We start from the raw sequence: 19,292 nt of genomic DNA on the forward strand, positions 1-19,292 counted from the left end.
GCTTCGGTGTAGTCTTTGAGGAAACATTATGTTGCGAAAAGTGTTCTGTATCTCATTGTTTTTTTGTTCTTTAGGGGCGGCAGCTGATGATACGATATTAAAATTATACAGACCCTATGGTGATGTGACGGACCAAGTGAGTCCGCAAGTAAAAAAAACACTCATGGGAGAATGTTATTCTCAATCTCAATTAATTGAACGAGAAGATGCTTGGCGTTGTCTTGCAGGCGGTAAAACGTATGATCCTTGCTTCGTTAAGTCAGGACCAAACAGGACAGAAGCTTTATGTCCTCAATCCCCTTGGCTTGCAGACAGTGTGCTGATTAAGGTGAATGAACCTTTGAATAATGAGCAAAATAAAACATTAGATATGTCTCTTACTTATCCTTGGGGTATCGAGTTGACCAATGGTGAGCGTTGTATGGCGATTAATTCAGGCAAAATTTATGATCAGATGCCTGTGCGTTATAAATGCAGCAGTAAAAGTTATCTAGTCGGTCATTTACAGCGGTGCAAAAATGTTTGGAGTATGCTTCAGAAAACACCTCAAGGGGTTGTTACCGTAGAATTAAAGAAGGCATGGTTTTAAAACAAATTTTATTTGCAGTGTTTTGTAGCCTGGGTGCAGCGCAGCGGAACCCGGGTTTTAAACCACCAATTTTCCCGGGTTCCGCTGCGCTGCACCCAGGCTACATTTATACTACATATATACCTTATTGAACCTCGGGAACTGCTTTTTGAAATGCTTCAAGTGTCAAGCAATGAGCGTTGATTTCATTGATAAGAGGGTAGTTATCCATAGCAAAATGAAAACGGTGTGCATTGTAGACTTGAGGTATAAGACAGAGATCGGCCAATGTCACTGTATCGCCAAAACAAAAGAGTTGTCTGCGTTTGATCCGTTGTAACTTCGTTTCAAACGCATCAAACCCAGCTTTGAGCCAATGATGATACCATTCTGAGACTTGAGATTCACTTGCTTGAAATTGCTCTTTTAATCTGTTTAATACCCTTAAATTATTCAAAGGATGCATATCACAAGCGACGATTAAGGCAAGAGATCGTACAGTAGCTTTTTCCCACGGATCTTGAGGTAATAATGCGGGAGTAGGGTACGTTTCATCCAGATACTCGATAATGGCAAGTGATTGGCTAATCACCTGTCCATTGATTTCTAAGCTGGGAACTAACTCTTGAGGATTGACCTCCCGATATTCTGGGCTGTGTTGTTCCCCACCATGATTCACGAGGTGAATATTTATTTTCTCATAAGCAATATTTTTTAAGTTCAAAGCAATACGAACACGATAACATGCTGTTGAACGAAAATAATCATATAGTTTCATTGCTTATACCTGCTTAACAACTTGATCGATTGCTCCAAACAGGCTTTTACCTTGTTTATCGAGCATTTCAATATGAATTTTGTCACCAAAACGCATGAAAGATGTTTTTGCTTGCCCCTGTTGGATGATTTCTAGCATTCGTTTTTCAGCAATACACGACGAACCTTTGCTGCGATCGAGATTAGAGACTGTACCTGAGCCAATAATTGTTCCAGCACGTAGTTCTCTGGTTTTGGCAGCGTGTTCAATCAGTTTTGGGAAAGAAAACGTCATATCAATTCCCGCGTTGGGCTGGCCAAATAATTGACCATTCAGATGACTTAATAAAGGCAGATGCACCCGTTGGCCATCCCAATCAGAACCTAATTCATCAGGAGTGATGGCTACAGGAGAAAAGCTACTTGACGGTTTGGATTGGAAAAAGCCAAAGCCTTTTGCCAGTTCATCTGGGATTAAATTTCGCAATGAGACATCATTGACCAACATCAGTAGTTTAATATGTTGCCCTGCACGTTCATGGCTTATGCCCATAGGGACATCATCAGTAATTACTGCGACTTCTGCTTCAAAATCGATGCCGTATGCCTCATCGGTTACCAAAATGGGGTCTCTAGGTCCTAAAAAAGAATCAGAGCCTCCCTGGTACATCAAGGGATCAGTCCAGAAATTCTCTGGTAACTCAGCACCACGAGCTTTACGCACCAGTTCGACATGGTTAACATAAGCGCTGCCATCAGCCCATTGATAAGCACGGGGAAGAGGAGAGCTGCATTGTTGTGGATCAAAATTAAAAGTATTTTCCAAGCGTCCTTCATTAAGTTGCTGATACACTTCGTGCAATTTTTCTTTTACTGCATCCCAATGATCTAGGGCATATTGTAAGTTGGGTGCGATCTGAGGTACTCGTATTGCACGAGTCAATGCTTGATTAACTATGCATAACTCTCCATCGCGTGATGATGTTGATTTTAAACTGGCAAGTTTCATAAGTTCCCCATTTAGTAGTTGTGATTGTAGCCTGGGTGAAGGCGAAGCCGTAACCCGGGTTATGGGAGCGTATTTTTTATCCGAAACCCTGGGTTTCGGCTTCGCCTTCACCCAGGCTACAAACTACAATGCTATTTTTTTAAGCTGATTTTTCTTTTAAAGTTCCACGCTTAATCTGATCTCTTTCAATAGCCTCAAATAACGCTTGAAAGTTACCCTCACCGAATCCTTGATTTCCTTTGCGCTGAATAATTTCAAAAAACACTGGGCCAAAGATATTTTCAGTAAAGATTTGCAGCAATAAACCATGTTTTGGATCGCTTTCACCATCCATCAAGATTTTTTCTTCTTGAAGTTGATTCACTGATTCTTGATGCCAAGGAAGACGATCATGCAGCATTTCATAGTAGGTATCTGGAACATCAAGGAATTTAACACCTTGTTCTCTTAATGTATGTACCGTATGGTAAATGTTGTTGGTAGTTAATGCGATATGTTGGATGCCTTCGCCCTTGTATTCATGCAGAAATTCTTCAATTTGGGATAAATCATCTTTGGATTCATTCAAGGGGATTTTAATTTTTCCACAAGGGCTACCAAGAGCACGGCTTAATAATCCAGTCATTTTTCCTTTAATGTTAAAATAACGAATTTCCTGGAAGTTAAAAATGGATTCATAAAACTGAGCCCATTTATCCATATTGCCACGAAATACATTATGGGTTAAATGATCAATGAGTATTAGGCCATTACCTTCTACTTTTTTATTGGGTTGATGTTCCCAATGAGCTGAGAAAGGTTGATGTTGATCGTCAACAAAATAAATCACACTACCACCTATAGCCTGGATACCCAGTAAACCATGATGGGCATGAGAGCAATCTTCAAATGCACTGGCTCCATGCTTGATTGCATGTTCGAACGCAACCTTGGCATTTTTCACTTTAAATCCCATGGCGCAAGCACCAGCTCCATGAGTTTTGGCATGATCTTCTGCTTGGCAATCGGTTGCTGCATTGACTATAAACTGAATTTCGCCTTGTTGAAATAAGGTGATATCCTGGTTCTTATGGTGCGCAGTAGCTTGAAAACCCATATCCATGAACTGTTGATGCAGGCGTTTTTTATCTGGGCCTGAAAACTCTAGGAAAGCAAAACCATCTAATCCACAGGGGTTGTTGTTTGTTTGCATTATTGATTACTCCTTTAAAATGATTTGGTACTTATAAAATCCTTTCCTCTCCTCAGGTGGGAAGGGAAAGCAAGACATTTGTAGCCTGGGTGAAGCGAGCGGAACCCGGGATTTTTTGTCTTCAGGATGGTTGTACTAAAAATAATCCATCAGCTATAGGCAATAGACTAATAAACACGCGTTGATCTTTTTTAATTAAATCATTCAGTTTTCTGATTTCTCTGGTTTGTCCGCCAATTTCATTTTTATCAATTACTTTACCATCCCAGAAAATATTATCTATAGCGATTAACCCTTTGGGCTGAATCAGTTTTAATGCCAATTCATAGTAATGCACATAATTAGTTTTATCGGCATCAATAAAAATGAAATCAAATTTTTGTTCCCAGCCTTCGGCTATGAGGGCTTGTAAGGTATCTAATGCACGGCCGAGTCTTAATTCAATTTTATGGTCTTGCTGTGCTTCTTTCCAGAAGGGATGTGCCTTGCTTGTCCACTCTGAATTGATGTCACAGGTAATGAGTTTACCGTCATCAGGCAAAACTAAGGACATGGCTAAAGCACTATAGCCAGTAAATGTTCCTAATTCCAAAACATTTTTTGCACGGATCAGACGGAGAAGCAATTGCATAAATTGTGCTTGTTCTGGCGCAACCTGCATATTCGCCAGCTCCATAGTGGAGGTCACTTTGCGTAGACCAGCTAGGGAAGGATGCTCACGCAAAGATTTGTCCAGCATGTATTCATAAAGCTCGGGAGTCAGGCTTAAATGTTTCATAGATTCCTAAAATTTTACTTTTTTGGGCCAATATGGCGCGAATTTTATGTTTTCCGATATGCACATACTAGTGTCATCCCGAGTAACAGCGAGGAGAACCCTCGCGTACTCGGGATGACGTGTCAACAGCCTCTAAGATAATTTCTCTTTTGCCAAATTATCTGCAATTTCACTTGTAGGTAAGTTTTCTCGAGTAGAACGGACAAAGATTTCAGTTAAATGAGTATAAATTGCATCGATCTGTTCGTTAATTTTTTCTTCTGGAGTATGAAGGTATTTAGATGCTGCAAAAATTAATCCCCCTGCATTAATGACGTAGTCCACTGCAAATAGAATGCCTTTATCATGCAATTTATTTCCATGATAGGTGTGCGCTAACTGGTTATTTGCCGCACCTGCAACAATAGTTGTTTGCAATTGAGAAATGGTAATATCATTGATAATTGCACCTAAAGCACAAGGAGCAAAAACGTCACAGGGAACTTTATGAATTTGATCAGTACTGACCGATTTAGCACCTAATTCAGTAACAGCGCGCTCTACTGCAGCTGGAGAAACATCTGCAACAGTCAATGTAGCACCTAATTCATGCAAATGTCTGGCGAGCAAAGATCCAACATGACCTAAACCCTGAATGGCCACATGAACTCCTTTCAGGCTTTCTTTTCCTAGTTTGAAAGCGACTGCTGCCTGGATACCGCGCAAAATACCTCTGGCAGTAGACGGTGAAGGGTCACCATCATATTTGGATAAGCTGGCTACATAGGGCGTGTGTTCCGCAATAATGTCCATATCGGGCAATTCGGTTCCACTATCAAGGGCAGTAATGTAACGGCCATTTAACTCATTAACGAATCGACCAAATTGATGCATGTATTGGGCACGATCAAATGGACCTTTGGGTTTAATAATAACTGATTTACCACCCCCCAAAGGTAAGTCGACCGATGCTGCCTTAAAGCTCATTCCTCGGGCAAGGCGCATTGCATCTTGAATCGCTGCATAAGTATTTGGATATTCAATGAAACGACAACCACCTAAAGCGGGACCTAATTTGGTATTGTGAATAGCGATTATTGCTTTCATCCCAGTTTTAGGATCTACTTTAAAGTGTAAGTCACCAAAATCATGAGAGAGGGCGTAATCGAGGAAATCATCTTCGGTTATTATTTGGTTACTATTTGATATATTGTCCACAGAAATCATTGTTTATGTTCCTCTTGCAAATATTTTGCAGAAGTTATATTCCTATTTTTTGATTAAATCAATGGTATAGTTAATAATTTGGTATCTTCAGGCTTGCTGGTATACACTAATTTGATTATTCATCAGACTGGAGAGTGTTATGCGCCAAATAGTTGCCAGAATCCTGGTTTTACTGGTTATCACACCGTTTGCTTTTGCTGAAGATGTTCTACCACCACCACCTCCACCGCAACCTCAATTGGTTCTTGATAAAATTGATTTCCAACTTTCAGCGAAACAGTGGGTCACAACGCAAACTGCTTTATTGGGAGTTAGTATTAATGTGACTTTAACGAGTGCTGATTTGGTCAAAGCGCGCGCTGATATTATGGAGCGATTAAGTAAAATCGCGAAAGGGGATTGGCACTTGATTGAGTTTGATCGCTCTCAGGATAGTTCTGGACTTGAAAAGCTCTATGTGCAGGCACAAGCACGAGTCAATCAGGAAGCGTTAACTGATATTTATAAAAATGCCAAGGACGTCAGTTTACCTGGTGCCAAATATGAGGTATCCAGTGTGGATTTTAAACCAAGTTTTGATGAAACCCAGACTGTTTTAAGTCAAATTCGGCAACGGTTGTATCAACAGGTGAATGAGGAGCTTGACCGCATTAATAAGGCGTACCCAGGACAAAGTTACAGTGTGAGTAATTTGGTTTTTGTTGAAGGAAATAATCCATCTCAGCCAAGACCTTTGCAAGCGAAGGCGATGAATACCATGATGGTAGGTGAAGCATCTGCTGCAGCTCCTGCTTTAACGGTAAGTAATGAATTAATTCTAACAGCGCTGGTTGAAGTTGCTTCGAATAGGAAACAAAGTACAAAGTAGTTTTGTTGACATTAATGTTAAAAAGAAATCCCCTCTCCCAGTGATGGGAGAGGGGTAGGGGTGAGGGAAGCATTATATCACCCTCATCCGCCCTAACGGGCACCTTCTCCCCAAGGGGGAGAAGGGATATTACATGTTACAAAAAGGGGAATGAATTTTGTTGGTTGTTGAAAAAATTATTGGGCACCGAGGGGCATCTGCTTATGCTCCTGAGAATACATTAGCTTCATTCAACAAAGCATTGGCTTTAGGATGTCATTTCATTGAATTTGATGTCATGTGCAGTGTTGATGGAGAGCCTTTTGTAATTCATGATGATAATTTAAAAAGAACAACGAACGGACGTGGTGATGTAGGCTTGGTTGAGTCGACTTATTTACACTCTTTGGATGCCGGTTCCTGGTTTTCACGACATTTTAAAGGCGAACATATTCCTCATTTTAAAGAGGTATTGAAGTGGCTGTCTTTTTCGGGTGTACAGGCAAATGTAGAAATCAAACCCTATCCTGGTGCTGAAGAACAAACTGCGGTAGCGGTGATGAGCCACATTCAACGTTATTGGCCACAGGGAAAAGATTTACCCTTGGTTTCCAGTTTTTCATGGGATGCTTTAGTTTTATGTCGAAGTATCGCTCCAGAAATGCCATTGGGTTTACTTCTGCATGTTTGGGATGAACAATGGTTGCAAAAGGCAAAGCAATTAGAGTGTTTTTCAATTCATTGTAATCGCAGGGTTTTAACTGAGGAGCGTGTTAAGGCAATTAAAGCAGCAGGTTATGTTCTTTGTGCTTATACGGTGAATCGCAAACGTTTGGCTCATAAGCTATTTGGCTGGGGTGTTGATTCGGTTTTTAGTGATTATCCTGACTTATTGGCATGAAAAAATTAATTCTTCTTTTATTCGTCATCTTTACTCTATCTGCCCAGGCAAAACGGGTTGAACTGGTGTTTTGGCATGGAATGGCTGGACATTTGGGTGATGAAGTCAGATTGCTTGCTGATGATTTTAACCAAAGTCAAAATGAATACTTTATTAAACCTGTTTACAAGGGCAATTATGTTGAGACATTAACAAGTTTTGCCGCTGCATTCAGAGCACATCATCCACCGGCGATTGTACAAATTTTTGAAGTGGGAACCGCCATTATGGAATCCCCAAAAGGAGTAATCAAACCAGTAGATGAACTGATGCAGGAGCAAGGAATAAGCTTGCCTAAAGAGGACTTTATTCAATCTGTACGTGAATTTTATAGCAAAAATGACCAATTAATGGCCTTGCCTTTTAATCTCTCCGTCGCAACTTTATATTACAACTTGGATATTCTTGCTAAAGTTGGGTATTCCCAAGCTAATTTTCCACGTACTTGGGCAGAGATGGAAGTATTGGCAGAGAAGTTAAAAGCAGCAGGCTATGATTGTACTTATACAACAGCTTACCCAGGATGGGTTCTTTTTGAATCCTTTTTAGCGATTCATGGGTTGCCGTTAACCCAAGATAATCCTGCGCGTGCTGTTTTTGATACGCCGCAATTACTCAGTCATTTTGAACGTTTGAAACGTTGGTATACATTGCATTATTTTCGTTATGCAGGAAGGGTTGATGATGCCACTATTTTATTTACCAGTGGTGTTTGTCCTTTATTTAGTCAATCTTCTGGCGCTTATAATAGCTTAGCCGCTTTAGTTCCCTTCCGTTTAGGAATTGCCAGCATGCCATTAGATACAAAGGCGAGTAAGATAAGACATGCAAATGTTGCTGGTGGTGCTGCATTATGGGCAGTAGCTGGACAAACAAAAGAACAGTATAAAGGGATAGCCCAATTTTTTGCGTTTATCACCAGACCTGAAACACAAAAACGCTGGCATGAACATACAGGTTATCTGCCTATAGGGTTACAAGGTGTCTACGCGGATATTTTGCGCAACAGCCATCATCCAACTTTATTGATGGCGCGTATTGATTTAGCAGGGGAGTTGCAGGAAAAACCGTTACCGCGTTTCGGTCCACAGAATCAAATTCGTGGCATTAACGATGAGATTTTGGAAGCGATGTTTGCAGGCTTTTTAACCCCTAATGAGGCGTTACGGGAATCAACGGTACGCACTAATCATGTGTTGTCACGTTTTGTGAGAAATACTACAGGATCAAAATGATAAGAATATCCAAAATACTTTGTGTTCTCGCAATTGCTTTTTACTGTTTTCTTGTTGTTCTGGGTAATGTGACCGATTATAAGACCAATTATACTTTGGTAGAACGAACGTTGATGATGAACGACCTAATTGCGGATTCTGCAATTGGTTATCGAGCTATTTCCAATCCCATACTGCATCAAATAGCCTATCTTATTATCATTGGCTTGGAAATGTTAACCACGGTGCTTTGTGTTGTCGGTGCTTGGAAGTTATTTAAAGTAAGGCATGCAAGTGCGCTGATTTTTAATAGCACTAAAAGTTGGGCGGTAGCTGGTCTAACTTTGGGTTTTTTAACCTGGCAGGTCACTTTTATGTCAATTGCCGGTGAGTGGTTTGGTATATGGATGTCTTCATCGCTTAGAGGGGCTCTAATACCCGCCTTCCATATATTTATTACTTTTTTAGTTCTTTTAATCTATTTAATTATTAAGGATGAGTGATGTGAGAACTCACTGTGTCAACTAAAGAATGTAATCCTTGCAACCAGGTTACATTAAGCGTTATTAATTATAAAAAAAACCCTCCACGAGGGAGGGTCTTATACAGTAGAAAATTAAGACAACTCAAGCTTGCTGACTTCTTCCATTTTTTGAATCATTCGCTCTTCCTCTTCCTTCAGTTTAGCTAGTTCTAAGCTTCCCTCTTTGATCGTTACTTGAAGTTCACTTATATCTTTTTCTAGTTTATCTATCTCGACTTCAAGCGCCTTAATCGCTTCGAGTACTTCCTTTGTTTCTGATGCGAGTGTCGCTCTTTTAAGAGTTGCTTTTACCCATGTTAAATAAAGCGATGGATTTCGAGCATACTCAGATGGAAGTGGAATTGCTCCATCCTTATCTTTTCTTCCTGGTACAATATACAATTCTTTATCAAGAGTATCGATTTCTTGAAGAAGAGATTTCTTGCTAGACTCATGTTTTTCAGAAGTTTTAGCTACTTTATCTTTTTGAACGTCAAGAGTTTTCTCTTTATCGATTAATAAATTCTTGGCTACGTCCAGTTTTTCGATAAGCCCTTCAATCCTGTCATGTAAAGGTACACATCGTTGGAACAACGTAAACGCATCGAAACCTTTTAACTCGGTCTTCAGAAGATGAAGAACTTTTGCTTCTTTTTTAGCTTGTTGCTCTCTATTCAGCATAACTTCTCTTGTTTTTGCAGCCGAATCTTTAGGATCAATGATATCGTGTACAGTAAGGATGAGACCTTTGTCTTGATATCGCTTATCAATGTACTGTTGAGCACGAGCTTCAACATCTTTATTCCGTACACAACGTCCAGTTGCTTGAGGTCCTGACAATATTCCATTAATCGCATTGATATTGGATTCAATAACTGGCGAATTGGAGTTGATCACTTGCACATTCAAGATATCTCTAATACTCACCCCTGTGGCAATAACCTCATCTGCTATAATGTGCGTTCTCAGTCCTACCTCAATTTGAGCAAGTTGTGCATCAATTACATCTTGCTTCGTTTTCATATCAATAGCACTGGCATAACCCTCTGTCGCTTTTAACGCAACCAAATCAACAGGTGCAGCCTTAGTTACAACATCAGTTATGGGTTGTGACGTTTTGATCTTAGCCGCTATTGCTTCCGCTCTATCCAAAATCAATTTGACCATGGCTTCTTTTTGCGCAGTAGGCAACTTGGAAATTGGTGCACCCAATTGTGTTAAGGCGCTATTTAATTTTACCCTGTTTGTTACATCACATTCTTGAAGCCTACTTAAAATATGAGCAGGTATTTCTCCATCTTTTGTTTTATATTTACTGATATGTCCATCACAGTCTTTTAAATACTCTTCCAGTTTATGAGACCGGTCTTTCTCAGCAATATCGGTGAACTTTTCATTAAAGATAAGTGCAAGAGCAAAGCTATTGATTGTTCTTTGAATATCTTTTTGTTGTTCTTTATCAATATCATTTTTTAAATTCACTTCACGTAAAGGAACTTCTCCACGCACAGCTAATTCATTTACAGCTCCAAATTTCTTGGCCAATTCTACTCTGGCTTTAGATTCAGATTCTTTTCTGAGCTCCGCTACTTTCGCTTGATATTTTTCAAGGGTAGGTCCATCTCCATTCGCAAGTTTCTGATAAGTGTCAGCCAATTTTTCACGAGTTGCTTTGTCATCAGAAAAGCCCATGTTGCGTTGAGCACGGATGCGATTCAATTCTAAAGCTTGATCAATGGCTTGTTTTTGTGCAACAGAATCTTCAACCCCGCCTTTCTTGATCTGTTCTTTTAATGCGACCGGATCAACATAACCATTCATTCCTTCTTCGAGATAATAGTCATCAAAGTAATGAATCACTGCTTGATCAATCAAATCTTTTTCTTCCAAGTAAGCCACTTCAGGTTTAATTGGGCGAATTGTCCCTAACTGAATTGCAGCCCCAAGACTTAAATCATCTAAAGGATCACCAGGAAAGAGAGCATATAATTTAGAAGTTGGTGTCGCTGTTAATGCAAGCATTGAGTTGCGGCTTTTTAATCCTTCCAAAACTTGTGCATCTTCTTCAGTAAATGTATGACGATGGCTTTCATCAATTAATACCATTGAGTCTTTTATTTCGCTGGCAATGATTTTAAATAATGGATGTTCAGCTTGCAGAATGATTTGATCAAAAGGCTCAGTACCAGCAATTACTTTGGCAAAATATTCCTTAATTTTTTGTTTATCGTCTTCCTCCATATCACTTAAATCTTCCTTTAGATTACTCCAATCAACATCGACGTTAGGTTTGATCGCTTCCAAGGTAAACACGGTAGGAATATGTGTACTGCCATTGACTTTTCCGGCACCTAACATTTTTTGGGTTTCAGATGATTGCTGATCAACTAATGTCTTATCAGGAACAATCATAACTGTGCGTCCAACGGCTTGAGCAATCCCGGCCATAACAATACTTTTGCCCGAACCTGTTCCCATGACTGCAAGGCGTTGTTGTTTTCCTGCAATCAGGCTATCAATAAATTTGGCTAATATCTCGTTTTGATATGCATGTGGAATAAAAGTTTTCTTATCATCGGAGATAGATAACCCATTCTTAGTCACCGCACGAAGATCGCCTTCTCTATCATAGGTTAATTTAACAGTGGCTGTATGGTCGTGATCGAAAAATAATTTACCTCGGTTCACTTCCGCACTTAATTTGCTGGTTATATTAACAGTGTATTCTTGTTGAGAGTCTTTTATACCATCATAAGTAAAATCCACGGTATAAACAGCACCACCAATAGTAATTGCCGCTTCAAGATGCAACTTTTCGTCTTCTTTTTTTGTCCATTGGCTTTTGGGCTCTCCAGGCGAACCTGCTTTCGCTAAAATCGCTTTAACGATATTTGCAATCTTAGGATCCTTTTTTGTGTTTTCAATAGCAATAATGTCTTTTGCCGAACCTACTGTAACCACTGCTCCGTTGGTTACAACTTCTTTTAATAAATGAACCGCTGCAACTGTATCTGCGTAATCCTTAAGATTTGCAATTTGATTGTCAACAATTTCGCTTTTGGCGCCCATAAGAATCTCCCCATAGAATAATTTTTAAAATTTAAAAATATAATCCAGGTCCTTATAAATTATATTTGAACCTTAGGTGATCTCTCGCCTAATGTTTTGATCGCCTAATGCTTCGATATTATACAAAAGAAATATTAAGTAACCATTAAGTGCTTTTGTTGTTTAATTTGAGAGGTGAAAATCCCAACGTACTTAATGTTGGCGATTATACAAAAAGAATATTAAGTGACTATTAAGTGTTTTTATTGAGGATAAATTAATCATTTATTAAAGGGGTGGAAGTGAAGGATCCGGGGTATATAAACAGGAATATATAAGCTTGTGATGGTGAATGAGCTATGGGTTTATTTTGTCACTTACTGTACTTTAAAATTCATTTGTTTGATAATATATTGAGCTCTGTGCTCTTTTTTGATGATAAACTCAGAGATAACAGATAAAGATTTTTATAGGTAGGTAGACGACACAGGATCGTGAGGGTACCAAATGACATATACTAAGATCAATCAAATGACTGAGACAAAAAGTAAAATTATGACCCGCTTAACTAAATTAGGCCTGGAGCCGGATGAACGAATGCTGGAAACTCTTGAAAAGAATTTCCAGCATCTCAATCGATTGACTTCTTTATTCAATACTTTGAAAAAGTATAACATTAAGCTGGATGATAAGCTCCATGAAATCATCGCAAATAATGTTTCTAATGCCAGTTATGTGGTTAATCTATTAGAATTTTTGTATGAAGAAGGCTTTGATGTTACTATTATTTCACTGGAATTGTTGTTTCAAGTTGCGAAATCAGAAACAACACTAAAGCATGGGATGCGCCAGCTTATCGCCCATAACTCGCTTGATGCAACCACTTTAAAGCTTCTATTTTCTTATCCTGAGCAATCTTACTTACTTGCTGATTTAATCATTAATTTTCAAACACATTCATATTCTACTGAAAAAATAGTGGAAAAACTGGGTAAATTCTCTGCAAAAAACATCAATACCGTAATTGAATTACTTACTCTGCTTTTAAATAAAAACCTCTATTACTCTGGGTGCTTAGACATTTTTTTAGGGCAGCAAGAATACATCAGCAAAATTTGTGAGGGCACTAAAAAGCTTGCCGCAGAAAATAAACTGACATCAAATTATTTTGACGCTGTCGAAAAAAATCCTCAAAATGCCAATATTCTTGCTAATATTATTTTGCATAACCCCTTACTCGTTGATTATAAAAAATCAGAAGATCTCTTAATAGCAAGCAAATTGGGGGTTGGTGCATTTCACTTCTTGATGCACTTGCAGCAAGCAGGGATGTTGGATGCGGAACATTATAAAAAAGTGTGCCATCATAATTCTTTACTGAACCAGCAAGAGGTTATTGACTCTTTATGTAGCCTTCCCTTATTTGTCGCTTTCGAGAAAGAAGAATTAAAACAAATGCTTGTTTTAATTACTAAAGAGCCCAGCAGTGATACCGATAAACATGAATTGATTGAAATGATTCAAAAGCATGTTTTAACCAGCAAATTCAATTTGTAAGAAACGAAAAATTGCTTTAAGATGGTCTTTTGTGTTATATTTATGACCTTAGAGACCAATTAAGGGACGATGTATGGCTGGAAAAGATAATGACAGCACAAGCATAATTATTAAAAAATTAGACCCAAGTACAGCCACAGAAGTACGTAGCCCAGCCGATTCTTTTGCCGAGCGTTTGAGACGATTAAATTTGGGAAATGAGTTTCGAATGATGGCCCTTATTCAAAAACATCCTAATTATGGTAACCGGTTGATTTCTTTATTTAAAGCGCTTAAGGAGCATGGAATCGACTTGACTGAAACCCTTGTGGACCTTATCACACATAATATTTCTCAAATCGGTGGGGTTGTCAATTTGTTCGAATTGATAAAAAAAGAAGTACTTATTGATCCAAAATCTCTTTCTTTGGAGCTTTTATTTAATGCTGCAAAATTTGATACATCCATCGCTCAAAGCACTCGAGATTTGGAACAGATGGGTCTTCTGGATGCAGATACTTTTAAATTACTGCTTGCTTATCCCGAACTCGCATTAAAAATATCACAATTGCTTAATACCATCCAGGCGCATGCCTACAAGACTTCAATTATAGTAAATAAACTTTATGGAGCCTCAATTGCAGCGGAGCGTATGGATACAGTGCTTAATTTGCTTGATTTACTATTAGAAAATAACCTCTATTATCCAGAGATAGTTGATGTCTTTCTAAGACAAGAAAAATATATCGATAAAATTTATGAAGGTGCTAAAAAGCTTGCCGCAGAAAAATGCTTATTCCCTGACTATTTTGATTTACTTGAAACTAATCCTCAAAATGCCAATATCTTTGCTAAAAATGTTTTGTTATTACGGGAAGCATCACTTATTTCTCCCTCTAATCCTGAGAGTGTAGTCAAAGTAAGTCAATTAGGTGCTGGCGCATTTCACTTTATGAAACTTTTGCAGCATGCAGATATGTTAGATGAGATAAATTATCAAAAAATTTGTCGAACTAATAATATATTAGATCGGAAAGAAGTCATTGATGAATTAAGTAATCTTCCTATGATTGTTGCGTTCCAGCCAGAAGAATTGAAAACTATGTTGGACATAGTGGATCAAACAATATTGACTGAAAGGGATGTTCGAAAATTCAATAGACTGATACAAGACCATCTTTTTGTTGATTATCATCATACTGCCGCATGCCCATGTAATTAATCAGTAAGCAAGCAGTATCACTGCTTGCTTTCATCGATCTGCAATTCGTTTAATTTACCCTAATCATTGAAGCATTGTCATGGCATTCTCATGGCATTGAGTTGTTGCTGAATCGCTTGTTGTTGCTGAATTGCTTGTTGTTGTGCGGCCTCATTTTGTTGTTGGGTAGCAGCAATGGAGTCATTCATGGCATTGATGGCGTTTTCCTGTTGGATAACCGCAGGGCTGTCTATTGAGGTGTTTGCATCCAAGGGTACATCGGGATATGCTGCTTGCGGGGGATTGTATCCTGGAGCGAAAGAGTAATTAAGTGGCGGATTTGATGTACCAACAACATAAGCAGTCGGAGCGCATCCTGTTAGAATGAGTAGTGTCCCTAAGAGACTAATTGAGCAGCTAGTCTTTATCATAAAAATCGCCCCTTAAGGTATACAAGCGTATTGCCTTTTCGTCTTAATTGTATAATTATAGAACAAATTGGTTAATTATTGAGTATTGATTGGCGATATTGGCAAGATATTTGTAGCCTGGGTGAAGCGCAGCGGAACCCGGGAAATGCAATAAAACTGCCCCCGGGTTCCGCTGCGCTTCACCCAGGCTACAAACACCCAGAAAATATTATAGCGGCTCTAGGAAATTTCCTAGATTAGGTTTTTGACCCAGGCGGTATTGGTAAACTACATAAAAAGCCATAATGTTTTTAAGGTAGTTACGTGTTTCTTGCCAAGGCAAAGTCTCTATCCATACATCGATTTCTTTAGGTGGATGTTTTCTTAACCAATAAACAACTTGCTTCGGTCCTGCATTGTATGCCGCAGCAATGAGTATGGGGTGATTATCAAATCGTTTTGCAAGTTGTTTTAAATACGCCACTCCAATATTGATATTTTTTTGGGACAGAAATAATTGTTTTTGATCGCTGTATGGGATCTTATCTGCTTTTGAGACGACTCGCGCAGTATAGGGCATGACTTGCATTAAGCCTCGAGCACCTACAGAAGAGGTTGCGTCATCTCTAAAGCCACTTTCCTGACGAATAATGGCGTAAATAAACTCTGGAGCAACAGCATATTTTTTTGAATAGAGTGAAATACTGTCTTTATAAGCTAAAGGAAATCTTAACGAAAGTTGATTATTAAGTGTTTCATTATTGCTTAAATAAACGGATTTACCATGCCATTGCAGTTTCTGATCGATCCAATAAACCAGTGCACTTGCCTCATCTTTAGGTAACTCACTAATGAAATCATTGAGTAGGCGTGATGCTTGCACAGTTTGTTTGGTCATGTAGAGCGTTTGAATTTGATCAATAAATGTTTGATAGGGCTTCAATACATCAAGATTTGTAGTTGGCGTTTCATTAGTAAAACTAGGCGTTTTGTTAAGCCGAAGACTCGCAAGAAATCCATAGTATTGCCTGTTTTTGGCTAAAGGTTCATAGACTGCTTTTGCCTCTGCTTTTTTTCCTTGTTCTTCTAAAGAACGTGCCAGCCAATATTGCCAGCAAGGCTCATCTTTATGTTTTGAATCGTTAATTAATGAAGCGACCTCTGCCCAGTTTTTACGTTTTAAAGCAAAACGTATTTGCCAATCCAGCAAAACATCGTTGTAATATTGAGGTTTAACTTTGTCGAACCATTCCAGTGCATCTTCATGATTGCGCATGGCTTTATAAAGTGCTACATGGGCTAAAAAAGCTTGTTGTTGTGCATGGTTAAGCATTTTTTGTGTTTTGCTTTGTTGCCATAACATCAGCGCTTTATTCATGTTAATAGAAACCATGCGTTTAAGGCCGTAAAGGTAAATCTCACTATTTAATCCACCTGGATTCAGCTTGCTAATGTTTGCCGGGTTTTGATAAACAATATTTAAAGTATTTAACTCGGATGTATGGGGGATTTTGTATTGCTTTAATAAATAGCGGGCTAATTGAATATTGCGTCGATCTAAAGCCAAAACAATTCGTTGAGTAATTAAATTTTGATCAAAGTTCTTATCTTTTAAAAGCATGTCAAATAGACTGTTGCATGAAGGAGGTCTTGAATCACCACTTAACCACAGTGGAGTAGATGCTTTTAATGCTTCTTCTTGCTTGCCTGTATTGTAGTTTGCTATTTGCTCATAACAAGCAAGGTTCAAATCATTAGAAGGTTGATAGTATTGGCTAAAGCTCACCCAATTTTTGTTTCTAGCTAATTCATACAGCCATTTTTCACGTAATTTTGTGGATAAAGGAGTCGTTCCATTAATAAAATCCAAGAATGAGTTACTGGGCGTAGCAGTAGGAAGATTTTGGCTAAAAGACAAATAAGTATTGAAACGTTCCATATATGCCTCTCCCGAGAGGGCAATGCATGTCTGGGAACTAATCAATCCGCATAAGAGTAAAATAATTTTTTTCATAATCTCTTTCTTAGTTAATACCTGCTAATTGTTGTCGCATGGCGTCAATGGTCTCTTTATAATTTTTGCTCTTGAATACAGCAGCACCGGCCACAAATTGGTTCGCTCCCGCGCGTGCCAAAGTAGCAATATTTTCTATGGTTACTCCCCCATCGACACAAAGATCAATTTGAGGATAGAGTCTGCGGATTTGAGGTATTTTATCGATAATTTCAGTAATCATTTTTTGTCCCCCAAAGCCAGGATTTACGGTCATTACAAGTATAAAATCGAGTTTATGAGCGCACCACGCCAGTACCTCAATGGGGGTTGCTGGATTTAATACAAGACCTGCCTCACATCCTAAATCGTTGATAAGTTTTAAGCTGCGATCCAAATGGATTGTTGCATCAGGGTGAATACTAATTCGTTTTGCTCCTGCTTCTGCAAATGATTCAATTAATGCATCAACAGGTTCAACCATGAGATGGACATCAATGGGAAGTTTAGGGAAACGTTTAAGCAAAGCCTCACAGAAAGCAGGACCAAATGTGAGATTAGGAACATAATGATTGTCCATAACATCAAAATGTATAAAGTCAGCTCCTGCATTCATAACAGATTCTACTTCATTGCCCAGGCAAGTGAGATCAGCAGATAAAATCGAGGGTAATATATGATAAGTCATAGAATATTTTTTTAATTTGGACGAATAGGTATATCATATTCTGTCTTGATAAAACATTCCACGAGTGTTGCATTCAAATCAATTTCTTTTTTAATTTTTATGTCTAAATAAGTTAAGTCTCATGTTTCCCGTTATGCCTTATATCTTGAGAATTTGGTCAAAATATGAGACAATATGCTTCTATTTCAGCTCTTGTAATTTGAAAGTTATCTCCATATGATAACAGAATTACTTGATCCTAATCATGCTTCTTAGGGAGAATAATATGAATCAAAACTGGCCTACCAGAGACAAAGATTTACAAGCTGCCCGTGTGATTATGGAAGAGTATGCTACTGAGCGCGAAAGTGATACCTTAGGTCTTTTTGAAATTGTTGTAGATCAAGCGGAAAAAAAAATGAATTTCCGTTTGTCTGGTTGGGTTGTTATTTTAGCAAAACATTTTAATTCAATGTATGGCGTGAGCCAGGGTGATTTTGTAACACGACAAGTCATTACCCGTTGTTTGACTCAGGGACAAACGTTACATTAATCTCACAACCTGTGCTCAAATCCAACTGTTTCCCCAAAGATTCAAACATATCCCCTGAACGGTGTTATCTTTTAGAATTCAAGCAGGTATTTATTATAATTTTGTTTGTATTCATCTGAATTTTGAAATTTGACCAAGGCTTGGTTTAGTTCGGTTAATAAGTTTGGATTTGCAGGATTAACGACTATTCCATAACCCGATCCATACATGTACGGTGGTCCTATTAATTTAAATGTATCTGCTGAGTTAGATGCCCAATAAATGGCGGTCGCATTATCGAGTAGGATAACGTCTACGTCTCCTCTGCTCAAGGCAGCAAGTTGATCCTCAATACCGGCATATTCCTTAATGTTGGGATTATTTACCCCCATTTCCTTAAGTTGATCTAAAAATACAGTACCTGTTTCTAATCCTATTCTTTTACTATTCAAAAGATTTAGGCTAAAAGCTTCTTTTGAATTAGACTGTCTTTCTAAAAATCGAGAGTAACTGAGTAGATAGGGCAAACTGAAATTGACTATTTTTGCCCGTTCATTAGTAATCGTGATGGAGCTAATTGCAATATCTAATTTATTATTAACTACTGCATCGATTAACTTATCAAAACGCATCACATGGAAGACACACTTTCTATCCATAATCTTGCATAGGCTGTTCATCATATCAACATCAAAGCCATAGGCTTCATTGCGAGTTCCTTGCATAACAAATGGAGGATCAAAGCTTTCAATCCCTACATTTAGAGGTTCTCCTTGAGCGAAAAGTGAGGAAGTGAAGCAAATAAATGCAATCAGAATTAATCGTGTCATTTTTAATTATGGAATTATTATTGATTTTTATAGATTATAACG

18 protein-coding genes are annotated in these 19,292 nt (G+C 38.4%); 8 read left to right on the forward strand and 10 right to left on the reverse strand.

What is annotated here, in order from left to right; genetic code table 11:
• Positions 1-28 precede the first annotated feature (28 nt).
• Positions 29-589: a hypothetical protein gene (locus Lstg_RS14030; protein ID WP_058478301.1), complete on the forward strand. Its 561-nt coding sequence runs from the start codon at positions 29-31 to the stop codon at positions 587-589.
• Positions 590-713: 124 nt separating this feature from the next.
• Here the strand turns inward: Lstg_RS14030 and maiA are convergent, their stop codons facing one another.
• From maiA to Lstg_RS14055, 5 genes are all read right to left on the reverse strand, one after another.
• The gene (maiA, locus tag Lstg_RS14035; RefSeq protein WP_058478302.1) at positions 714-1,346 is read right to left on the reverse strand and encodes a maleylacetoacetate isomerase; all 633 of its coding nucleotides are present in this window, start codon (positions 1,344-1,346) and stop codon (positions 714-716) included.
• Between the two features lie 3 nt (positions 1,347-1,349).
• Positions 1,350-2,333, reverse strand: coding sequence for a fumarylacetoacetate hydrolase family protein (locus Lstg_RS14040; protein WP_058478303.1), 984 nt, complete (start codon positions 2,331-2,333; stop codon positions 1,350-1,352).
• 139 nt (positions 2,334-2,472) lie between these two features.
• Positions 2,473-3,525 carry a 4-hydroxyphenylpyruvate dioxygenase gene (gene hppD, locus Lstg_RS14045; protein ID WP_058478304.1) on the reverse strand — a complete coding sequence of 351 codons (1,053 nt, stop codon included), beginning with the start codon at positions 3,523-3,525 and terminating at the stop codon, positions 2,473-2,475.
• A gap of 121 nt (positions 3,526-3,646) precedes the next feature.
• On the reverse strand, positions 3,647-4,303 hold the full coding sequence (locus Lstg_RS14050) for a class I SAM-dependent methyltransferase (RefSeq protein ID WP_058478305.1): 657 nt from the start codon (positions 4,301-4,303) through the stop codon (positions 3,647-3,649).
• 132 nt (positions 4,304-4,435) lie between these two features.
• Positions 4,436-5,509 carry a Leu/Phe/Val dehydrogenase gene (locus Lstg_RS14055; protein WP_058478306.1) on the reverse strand — a complete coding sequence of 358 codons (1,074 nt, stop codon included), beginning with the start codon at positions 5,507-5,509 and terminating at the stop codon, positions 4,436-4,438.
• A 139-nt stretch (positions 5,510-5,648) separates the two neighbouring features.
• Here Lstg_RS14055 and Lstg_RS14060 point away from each other — a divergent pair, with 139 nt between their 5' ends.
• The 4 genes from Lstg_RS14060 to Lstg_RS14075 all read left to right on the forward strand — a co-directional run bounded on the left by Lstg_RS14060 (position 5,649) and on the right by Lstg_RS14075 (position 9,013).
• The gene (locus Lstg_RS14060) at positions 5,649-6,377 is read left to right on the forward strand and encodes a hypothetical protein (protein WP_058478307.1); all 729 of its coding nucleotides are present in this window, start codon (positions 5,649-5,651) and stop codon (positions 6,375-6,377) included.
• A gap of 160 nt (positions 6,378-6,537) precedes the next feature.
• Positions 6,538-7,257, forward strand: coding sequence for a glycerophosphodiester phosphodiesterase (gene ugpQ / locus Lstg_RS14065; RefSeq protein ID WP_115324592.1), 720 nt, complete (start codon positions 6,538-6,540; stop codon positions 7,255-7,257).
• Positions 7,254-8,531, forward strand: coding sequence for an extracellular solute-binding protein (locus tag Lstg_RS14070; RefSeq protein ID WP_058478309.1), 1,278 nt, complete (start codon positions 7,254-7,256; stop codon positions 8,529-8,531). The genes ugpQ and Lstg_RS14070 overlap by 4 nt, the downstream gene beginning before the upstream one ends.
• Complete coding sequence (locus Lstg_RS14075) at positions 8,528-9,013, forward strand: DUF2165 family protein (RefSeq protein ID WP_058478310.1); 486 nt, start codon at positions 8,528-8,530, stop codon at positions 9,011-9,013. The genes Lstg_RS14070 and Lstg_RS14075 overlap by 4 nt, the downstream gene beginning before the upstream one ends.
• Positions 9,014-9,126: 113 nt before the next feature.
• Here Lstg_RS14075 and Lstg_RS14080 read toward each other — a convergent pair whose 3' ends face one another.
• On the reverse strand, positions 9,127-12,102 hold the full coding sequence (locus Lstg_RS14080; protein WP_058478311.1) for a DEAD/DEAH box helicase family protein: 2,976 nt from the start codon (positions 12,100-12,102) through the stop codon (positions 9,127-9,129).
• Positions 12,103-12,588: 486 nt separating this feature from the next.
• Here Lstg_RS14080 and Lstg_RS14085 point away from each other — a divergent pair, with 486 nt between their 5' ends.
• Together Lstg_RS14085 and Lstg_RS14090 are read left to right on the forward strand one after the other, a co-directional pair.
• Complete coding sequence (locus Lstg_RS14085) at positions 12,589-13,638, forward strand: hypothetical protein (RefSeq protein WP_058478312.1); 1,050 nt, start codon at positions 12,589-12,591, stop codon at positions 13,636-13,638.
• A 73-nt stretch (positions 13,639-13,711) separates the two neighbouring features.
• Positions 13,712-14,839 carry a hypothetical protein gene (locus tag Lstg_RS14090; RefSeq protein WP_058478313.1) on the forward strand — a complete coding sequence of 376 codons (1,128 nt, stop codon included), beginning with the start codon at positions 13,712-13,714 and terminating at the stop codon, positions 14,837-14,839.
• A gap of 77 nt (positions 14,840-14,916) precedes the next feature.
• Here the strand turns inward: Lstg_RS14090 and Lstg_RS14095 are convergent, their stop codons facing one another.
• The 3 genes from Lstg_RS14095 to rpe all read right to left on the reverse strand — a co-directional run bounded on the left by Lstg_RS14095 (position 14,917) and on the right by rpe (position 17,909).
• Positions 14,917-15,249 carry a hypothetical protein gene (locus Lstg_RS14095; protein ID WP_058478314.1) on the reverse strand — a complete coding sequence of 111 codons (333 nt, stop codon included), beginning with the start codon at positions 15,247-15,249 and terminating at the stop codon, positions 14,917-14,919.
• Between the two features lie 208 nt (positions 15,250-15,457).
• On the reverse strand, positions 15,458-17,242 hold the full coding sequence (locus Lstg_RS14100) for a transglycosylase SLT domain-containing protein (RefSeq protein ID WP_058478315.1): 1,785 nt from the start codon (positions 17,240-17,242) through the stop codon (positions 15,458-15,460).
• 10 nt (positions 17,243-17,252) lie between these two features.
• Positions 17,253-17,909 carry a ribulose-phosphate 3-epimerase gene (gene rpe, locus Lstg_RS14105; RefSeq protein ID WP_058478316.1) on the reverse strand — a complete coding sequence of 219 codons (657 nt, stop codon included), beginning with the start codon at positions 17,907-17,909 and terminating at the stop codon, positions 17,253-17,255.
• Between the two features lie 265 nt (positions 17,910-18,174).
• Here rpe and Lstg_RS14110 point away from each other — a divergent pair, with 265 nt between their 5' ends.
• Positions 18,175-18,441: a hypothetical protein gene (locus tag Lstg_RS14110; protein ID WP_058478317.1), complete on the forward strand. Its 267-nt coding sequence runs from the start codon at positions 18,175-18,177 to the stop codon at positions 18,439-18,441.
• 71 nt (positions 18,442-18,512) lie between these two features.
• Here Lstg_RS14110 and Lstg_RS14115 read toward each other — a convergent pair whose 3' ends face one another.
• On the reverse strand, positions 18,513-19,250 hold the full coding sequence (locus Lstg_RS14115; RefSeq protein ID WP_058478318.1) for a transporter substrate-binding domain-containing protein: 738 nt from the start codon (positions 19,248-19,250) through the stop codon (positions 18,513-18,515).
• Between the last annotated feature and the right edge of the window lie 42 nt (positions 19,251-19,292).

The sequence above is a fragment of the Legionella steigerwaltii genome (genome assembly GCF_001468065.1).
Classification (GTDB): Bacteria; Pseudomonadota; Gammaproteobacteria; order Legionellales; family Legionellaceae; genus Legionella; species Legionella steigerwaltii.

Coding starts and splice junctions, on each gene's coding strand:
- Lstg_RS14030 (WP_058478301.1), top strand. CDS start 29: ATGTTGCGAAAAGTGTTCTGTATCTCATTGTTTTTTTGTTCTTTAGGG.
- maiA (WP_058478302.1), bottom strand. CDS start 1,346: ATGAAACTATATGATTATTTTCGTTCAACAGCATGTTATCGTGTTCGT.
- Lstg_RS14040 (WP_058478303.1), bottom strand. CDS start 2,333: ATGAAACTTGCCAGTTTAAAATCAACATCATCACGCGATGGAGAGTTA.
- hppD (WP_058478304.1), bottom strand. CDS start 3,525: ATGCAAACAAACAACAACCCCTGTGGATTAGATGGTTTTGCTTTCCTA.
- Lstg_RS14050 (WP_058478305.1), bottom strand. CDS start 4,303: ATGAAACATTTAAGCCTGACTCCCGAGCTTTATGAATACATGCTGGAC.
- Lstg_RS14055 (WP_058478306.1), bottom strand. CDS start 5,509: ATGATTTCTGTGGACAATATATCAAATAGTAACCAAATAATAACCGAA.
- Lstg_RS14060 (WP_058478307.1), top strand. CDS start 5,649: ATGCGCCAAATAGTTGCCAGAATCCTGGTTTTACTGGTTATCACACCG.
- Lstg_RS14070 (WP_058478309.1), top strand. CDS start 7,254: ATGAAAAAATTAATTCTTCTTTTATTCGTCATCTTTACTCTATCTGCC.
- Lstg_RS14075 (WP_058478310.1), top strand. CDS start 8,528: ATGATAAGAATATCCAAAATACTTTGTGTTCTCGCAATTGCTTTTTAC.
- Lstg_RS14080 (WP_058478311.1), bottom strand. CDS start 12,102: ATGGGCGCCAAAAGCGAAATTGTTGACAATCAAATTGCAAATCTTAAG.
- Lstg_RS14085 (WP_058478312.1), top strand. CDS start 12,589: ATGACATATACTAAGATCAATCAAATGACTGAGACAAAAAGTAAAATT.
- Lstg_RS14090 (WP_058478313.1), top strand. CDS start 13,712: ATGGCTGGAAAAGATAATGACAGCACAAGCATAATTATTAAAAAATTA.
- Lstg_RS14095 (WP_058478314.1), bottom strand. CDS start 15,249: ATGATAAAGACTAGCTGCTCAATTAGTCTCTTAGGGACACTACTCATT.
- Lstg_RS14100 (WP_058478315.1), bottom strand. CDS start 17,242: ATGAAAAAAATTATTTTACTCTTATGCGGATTGATTAGTTCCCAGACA.
- rpe (WP_058478316.1), bottom strand. CDS start 17,909: ATGACTTATCATATATTACCCTCGATTTTATCTGCTGATCTCACTTGC.
- Lstg_RS14110 (WP_058478317.1), top strand. CDS start 18,175: ATGAATCAAAACTGGCCTACCAGAGACAAAGATTTACAAGCTGCCCGT.
- Lstg_RS14115 (WP_058478318.1), bottom strand. CDS start 19,250: ATGACACGATTAATTCTGATTGCATTTATTTGCTTCACTTCCTCACTT.